Annotated in this window: 4 protein-coding genes and 1 pseudogene; 1 reads left to right on the top strand and 4 read right to left on the bottom strand. The window is 35.0% G+C overall.

Translation table 11 applies throughout. The features are described from left to right. The 4 genes and pseudogenes from ACPK8D_RS05045 to ACPK8D_RS05030 form a co-directional block, all read right to left on the bottom strand. Positions 1-144: pseudogene (locus ACPK8D_RS05045) on the bottom strand (translation initiation factor eIF-1A); the annotation flags it as partial. A 262-nt stretch (positions 145-406) separates the two neighbouring features. Continuing rightward, entirely contained in the window at positions 407-589 is a 183-nt protein-coding gene (locus ACPK8D_RS05040) for a CxxC-x17-CxxC domain-containing protein (protein ID WP_048134822.1), read from the bottom strand. A gap of 595 nt (positions 590-1,184) precedes the next feature. Continuing rightward, positions 1,185-1,373, bottom strand: coding sequence for a CxxC-x17-CxxC domain-containing protein (locus ACPK8D_RS05035; protein ID WP_424716757.1), 189 nt, complete (start codon positions 1,371-1,373; stop codon positions 1,185-1,187). A gap of 538 nt (positions 1,374-1,911) precedes the next feature. Beyond that, the gene (locus ACPK8D_RS05030; RefSeq protein ID WP_424716756.1) at positions 1,912-4,515 is read right to left on the bottom strand and encodes a UvrD-helicase domain-containing protein; all 2,604 of its coding nucleotides are present in this window, start codon (positions 4,513-4,515) and stop codon (positions 1,912-1,914) included. 398 nt (positions 4,516-4,913) lie between these two features. Between ACPK8D_RS05030 and ACPK8D_RS05025 the strand changes: the two genes are divergently transcribed. Continuing rightward, positions 4,914-5,225 carry a hypothetical protein gene (locus ACPK8D_RS05025; protein ID WP_424716755.1) on the top strand — a complete coding sequence of 104 codons (312 nt, stop codon included), beginning with the start codon at positions 4,914-4,916 and terminating at the stop codon, positions 5,223-5,225. Positions 5,226-6,085 lie beyond the last annotated feature (860 nt).

Genomic DNA, 6,085 nt, shown 5'->3' with positions numbered 1-6,085 from the left:
AAGCGTTACCCTTTTCGAGCCGAGTAAACACGCAACCGTTGCCAGAACTTCATTTCGGTCCTTACGGGGGACTCGTACCCTGGATACTTCAGGGGTATCTCCTGAATTTACCGGTTTTGAGGATCCTAATCTTCTTTTTCTAATAGTGCTTCTGTAATTAGCCAGGTTAATTCCTCCTTGATAATCTTTGTTAAATTTTTTATAAGTTGAAAGTTGATAAATTGAAAATTGAATAATTCGTACCAGTTATTACTCCCGCTGCCGTTTTGTTCCTACTTTTCCCTGCCGTATGAGGTGAAATAAGTAAAGAAACAAAGAGAATAAACCAAAAAACAAAAAGAAAAGATGAATCAGGCGTTAATGTAAACTTAATTACAAAATTAACAACACCTGATGCAGATTATCTTTAGAACTTCCTGTGGTTAGGAAGACATTCCCTGCAGTATACCGGCCGTCCTTCGGTGGGTTTGAACGGTACTTCCGTCTCAACACCGCAGTCAGAACAGGTCACTTTTGTCATTTCCCTTGGTCCGCTGTTACCGCGGAAACCTCCGGAATTTCCCCTGAAATTTCTGTCATTAAAAGCCATTTTCGTTTCACCTCCGCTTTAGCGGATAGTTAATAGTTTAAAAATAAGATTGTATAGAACTCTTTGTTTAAAAACAAAAATTGGTTTTTAACAACAGATGTATTATATGTCTCTTTATTTTCAATACACATACATGGCATTTAAAATATATAAAGGTATCTATGAAATTGGATGCACACTTTCAAATGAGATAACACTTTATGTCCAGGGCTTTTGGAGCAGATAAAAGTGCCTGAAATTCTAATTCTTGTTGATAATGGAGAAAAAAACTTGTCGGTTCTGAAAAGTGTTCCTTCTAAAGCTGCAGAAATCAAGGGTTTTTAATACTCTTTTCTTAACAAACGCATTAGGGGAGATTTTAGCAGACAGCCGGCAGGAAAATATATTTCAACTGAATTGAACGTGAACAGAGTTCACTTGAATCAGAAAAGTCCTCACAGCAGAAAAGATCACTTCGATCAAAAAAGGCCCTATAAAGTACTCCTTATAAATCTGCAAAAAATCACAATTTAAAAAGAGTATATTCCAGGTCTAGGTTTATAAAAAAGTAGAAAAGAAATAAGTGTTGATGTAAACTTAATTACACAAATAGCACTTAATATCTGCGGTTTTCTCTGGGTGTCCTGTGGTTAGGAAGACAATCCCTGCAATAAACCGGTCTTTCTGGGTCAGGTTTAAAAGGCACTTCTGTCTCAGCTTTACAGTCTGAACAGGTTGTCTTGTGCATTTCTCTTGGAGCGCCGAAATTAGAATTTCCTCTGAAGTTTCTGTCATTAAAAGCCATATTTGTTTCACCTTTGGTTTTAGTTTTTGTTAATTTGTTTGAAAATAAGATTGTATAGAACTCTTTGATTAAAAACAAAAATTGGTTTTTAATAACAGATTATTATACGTATCTTTATTTGTCAACACACATACACAGTACTTAAAATATATAAATCTATCTATAAAATGGAAGCACAATCTCTCATATGAGAACAACTTCTAAGCATGGTTTGCAGAGGAGGTAATAGCCTATTTTCTGATAGCTCCTAAAAATAGAATTCGGTTAACAGGTTTTCGCTTGAATCAAAACCCCCTCTCAGAGGAAAAGATCACTTCGATCAAAAAAGGCCCTGCAAAGTGCTCCTTTTAAATCCGCAAAAATCGCGGGTTTTCAATCTCTTATCTTAACAAACGTATTAGGGGAAGATTTCAGCAGACCGCCGGCAGGAGAAAAATATACTTTAATGAATTGAAAAGTCTGGAAATGAATTGTATTTTAAGAAAAGAATGTCTAATTTTTAAACAAATATAAGATTATTTGCTGACCAAAATTTTTATCAATTCGGGTTACTAAGTTCATAAAAAGTAACCTTGCTTTTAATTTCGTCTATAAATATACTGACCGAATCTTTTCGAGTATAAATTATCAGATCATTCATAGCTCTTGTTACAGCAACGTAAAAGAGTCTCCTTTCTTCCTCATATCTATCTCTTTTACGTGAAAGGATTGCCGGTTCAAAAATATCGGGATTTTCTATTTCACAGGGAAAACCATATAGATCTTCCACAACATCCAGCAAGAAAACAACTTTTGCCTGTAGACCCTTGCTTTTATGCACTGTCATGAAAGGTATTTTATTAGGATTTTTATTCCCATCAAAGGAGATAGGAACACCTTGAATTTCGGCATATTCCATTAATTTAGCCTTCATCTTGAGGTTTTTCCCAATTCTGGATAGAAGTAGAATATCCTTTGCCTCATACCCTTCATCAAGATAATGCTTTATTGAATCAACACAATGATTAGCAATTTGAGAATAGTACAGATTTGTTGATTTTCGATTATAGCCTGAGATGTAGATTTTTATGAGATTCTCAGCAGCATTCTTAGCAAAAGTATCTTTTTTTATCTGTGAGCCTTTGTTGTATTTTATAATTTCTGCACCCGTACTCACTATAGACTTGCAGCTTCTATAATTTATGGAAAGATCAGTTCTGGCCGGATGGTCAAAGTACTCATGGAAGTTGACAAAAAAATCAAGGTCGGAACCTGAAAAACTCATTATACTCTGCCAATCGTCACCCACGCAGAACAATTTACATCCATTATTTTTCTTCATAAGTTCGCGTATAAGCTCATATCTTTGAGCACTTATGTCCTGATATTCGTCAATTAAGATCTGGGAAAAAGAATTTTCACATATCTCCTGATTCTCTTTCAGTTCTTTTACAGCAAGATTGATCATATCAGCAAAGTCAATCTTGTTTTCAGCTCTTAATTGATTTTCATAAATCTCATAGATATCTAATGCAAGCCTGGCAAAAGCTTCCTGTTTTGCAGACCATCTATCAGTTCGTAACCTTTGCTTGATATTCTCTGGGGGCAGATTGTACGTTTTAGCAATTGTTATAAATCGGCTGATATTGAAAAAAAGACCTTTGACCGATTCTTTGCATCCTTGATTCACTCTATTGATAAGTTGTTCATAAGGAACAGGAGTGAACTCAAAATCTTTATCTGGGTACTTTATTTTTAATGCTTCTGTCATTCTTTCAATCAAAATTTTCTCAAATTCTCCCCTTTTGAATTCATAATTTATGATTTCTACAAGAGAATATTTATCCTGCTGCATAAACTTCTCTATCTTTCTTTTCATACCTAGTTTGTATTCTTCTGACGCATTTTTACCTTCAAACCAGTCCGGCACTTTTCCATCTTTGTCTATCGCCCAATGCTCAAGGTAAATATCATAATCCGGAAAGAAAAAATCGGGCTTTGGAATCTTTCTATTACCATTAGTATCGGTATACGTCATCCAGCTAGCAGAATCTTCATAAAGGATTTTGACTCTTTCTCCATTCAGGTTGTGACTTATAAAGAAATTCAATATAGCCCTTTCAGCCTCACTTTTGACTTTAGTTCCGTCAAGAGACGTATATGTTAAATTAGCCATATATTTATAGAACTCTTCTTTTCGTTCAAAGTCCTCCTGGATCTTTGGTATCTCATCATCATGGTAGAATCTCATATAATCTATAATTTTCTTCTGGAAGTCTCCATTTATTTTTCTGAGATTGAATAAATACTCAACGTAATTAGAAAATTCTTTGTCAAAGTTAGGACCTGAGAACTTTAATTTGGGGATTTCTTTTCCAGAGACTTTGCTCCCTTCCTCCAGGATTTTCTTTCCCAATGAATGAAAAGTTCTGACTTCTGCCTCTTCAATACCAAACCTTTCATTAAGTCTTTTTTTAACTTCTTCAGCCGCTTTATTCTGATACGCAAGAATTAGTATCTTTTTGGCATCAACAGTATCTGGTTCTCTTTCTGTCAGATAAGCAGCTCGTGTGATCAGGACTTCAGTTTTTCCGGAACCAGCCCCTGCTACGACTAAATTATGCGTATCGTCAGTCACTATGGCTCTTTTTTGTGAGTTATCCAGAGGAAAAGAAGATTTCCGGAACAAATACTCATATCTTTGAATTCTTTCCTGTAGAAATTCTTCATTGTCATATCTCTCAAACTCATTCAATAAATAGGACAATTCTGCCATTGATTTTGTTAAAAAAATATTAGAAGGCTCATCCAGAATTTTACTTCGATTTTTAAAGCCAGAACAAGTGTTTAGACAATTCTTGCAAATATCAATTAAGTTTTTTCTTTCATGATAAGTTAAATAAGTCTCTTTTCTTGTATTATATAACTCGTACTTTTTATACAGGTCAGAGATTTTTTTTCCAAGATTTTCTTTTACTTCTTCACTTATAGTTGTCTTTTTAATTTTTAAAATTCGGTTTGCAACTTCTAATAATCCGCTTATGCATTTCTCATATAGATTCTTGGACCAAACTATAGCCGTCGAGATGATTGACAAAGTAAAAAATCTTAACGGACCTGTTTTAAACCCTGAAGAATCTTTACTCCTATTCCGTAAAACCATCCTGAAGCCTTCTGATATTTAAAAACAAACATTTTAAAGTTTGATTTAAATATCTACACATACATTCTATAAAAATATGGTTAAAGAGTGATGGAAATTCTCACTTTAAACAGATAGTTGATAAAAGAGGATCATAGAAAACTTTTTAATATCGGATAACTCAAAAAATTGCCGATAACGATAGTAAGGTTTTTTGCTTAAATATGCATGGGTGAAAGGATAAACATCGGAGATATTCTATGAAAACATAACTCAGTTGACGATTTTTACTTAATTTGAAAACTGCCTTCCCAAGGAAAAAATCAATTAAAAAAGGCCCTGCAAAGTGCTCCTTCCAAATCTACAAAGACTTGCAGATCAGGTAAAAAATAGCTTTTTTCACATGCATTAATCCGGTTTTGTTTAAAAACACCGGGCGGTGTTTTACAGTTGTTGATTCCGGCCTGTTTCACGTGATGGCGGACGAGGAGAGAACGATTTTTGTGCAGCAGGTGCATAGGGTGCTCAAGGACGGAGGCAAATACTTCATGCTGTCTTTCTCTGACAGGGAGCCGGGCGAATACGAGTTCCCCAGAAGAGTCTCAAAGGCTGAAATAGAGAGTACTTTTTTGTCTCTTTTTAATATAATCTATATAAAAAAAGCGATTTTCGATATGCTGCTTAATCCGATTAGTAGAAAAGCCTATCTTTTATCGGCTACAAGAAGTTAATTAGAACAGGAAAATACTTTCCAAAAATGTCAGTAAATTGTGAAATCGGTCGGCTTTTCGAAGGATCCTCCTGAAGTTGCAAAGCGTTGCACATTTCTATTTAGCAAGTTTTGTTACTATATTTAACAACCTGACAAAACATATAATTTAGTAATTATGAAAGAATAATACTATGAAGCAAGAATTTCATCCAGCTGGTTTTCTCGGTTTTCTCGGTTTCCTGGGATTTTTGGGGCAAATTAATCCAAAATTACATTATCTTAGTTTGTTATTTTTCCTCTTATTCCTCGGCCTTCTTCCTAAGAAACCACAAAATAAATGATCAGGTTAGGGGCTCTTTGCCATACTTGCGTGGTAACAGTTATCTTGCAAACCACTTATTCTGGGAAGCTTTCAGCAGACCGCCAGCAGGAGAAACATATTAAAACTGAATTAAGCATAAAAAAGATTTCACCCTCCTTCTTTCCTTCTTTAATAGTTAAATACTACAACCGCAAAATGCAACAGCATATCAAAAAGTAACCAGACAGAGTCTGAAAAATGCCGTAAAACCGAAAAGAAGCTGAAACTTACATCCTGGGAGACAGAAGCTGGGAAGCGACTTGACATACTCGGTGAGTTCAGCAAGACCCCTACTATTTTTAAATTTGTCAACCTTGAAAACTATCTTTCGAATGCTCTGGGCTTTAAGTGGACCTTGTTATGAAAGATGCATTGAAGCCGAATATAGGCAAACATATCCTGAGTGAAGTTGAAGCTGTCTGAAGAGGGATCTAAAATTCGTGAAGTAAAAGATTGTATTCAGGATATCTATGATGCAATGGAAGCAGCAGAGGAATTTGTCAGCGGCTGGACATTTG

Source organism: Methanosarcina sp., from assembly GCF_049706645.1.
Taxonomy (GTDB): domain Archaea; phylum Halobacteriota; class Methanosarcinia; order Methanosarcinales; family Methanosarcinaceae; genus Methanosarcina.
This window is presented reverse-complemented; position numbering and strand designations above follow the sequence as displayed.

What these genes read in the sequence shown, in the direction of transcription:
- ACPK8D_RS05040 (WP_048134822.1), bottom strand. Translation starts at nt 589, where the DNA reads ATGGCTTTTAATGACAGAAATTTCAGGGGAAATTCCGGAGGTTTCCGC.
- ACPK8D_RS05035 (WP_424716757.1), bottom strand. Translation starts at nt 1,373, where the DNA reads ATGGCTTTTAATGACAGAAACTTCAGAGGAAATTCTAATTTCGGCGCT.
- ACPK8D_RS05030 (WP_424716756.1), bottom strand. Translation starts at nt 4,515, where the DNA reads ATGGTTTTACGGAATAGGAGTAAAGATTCTTCAGGGTTTAAAACAGGT.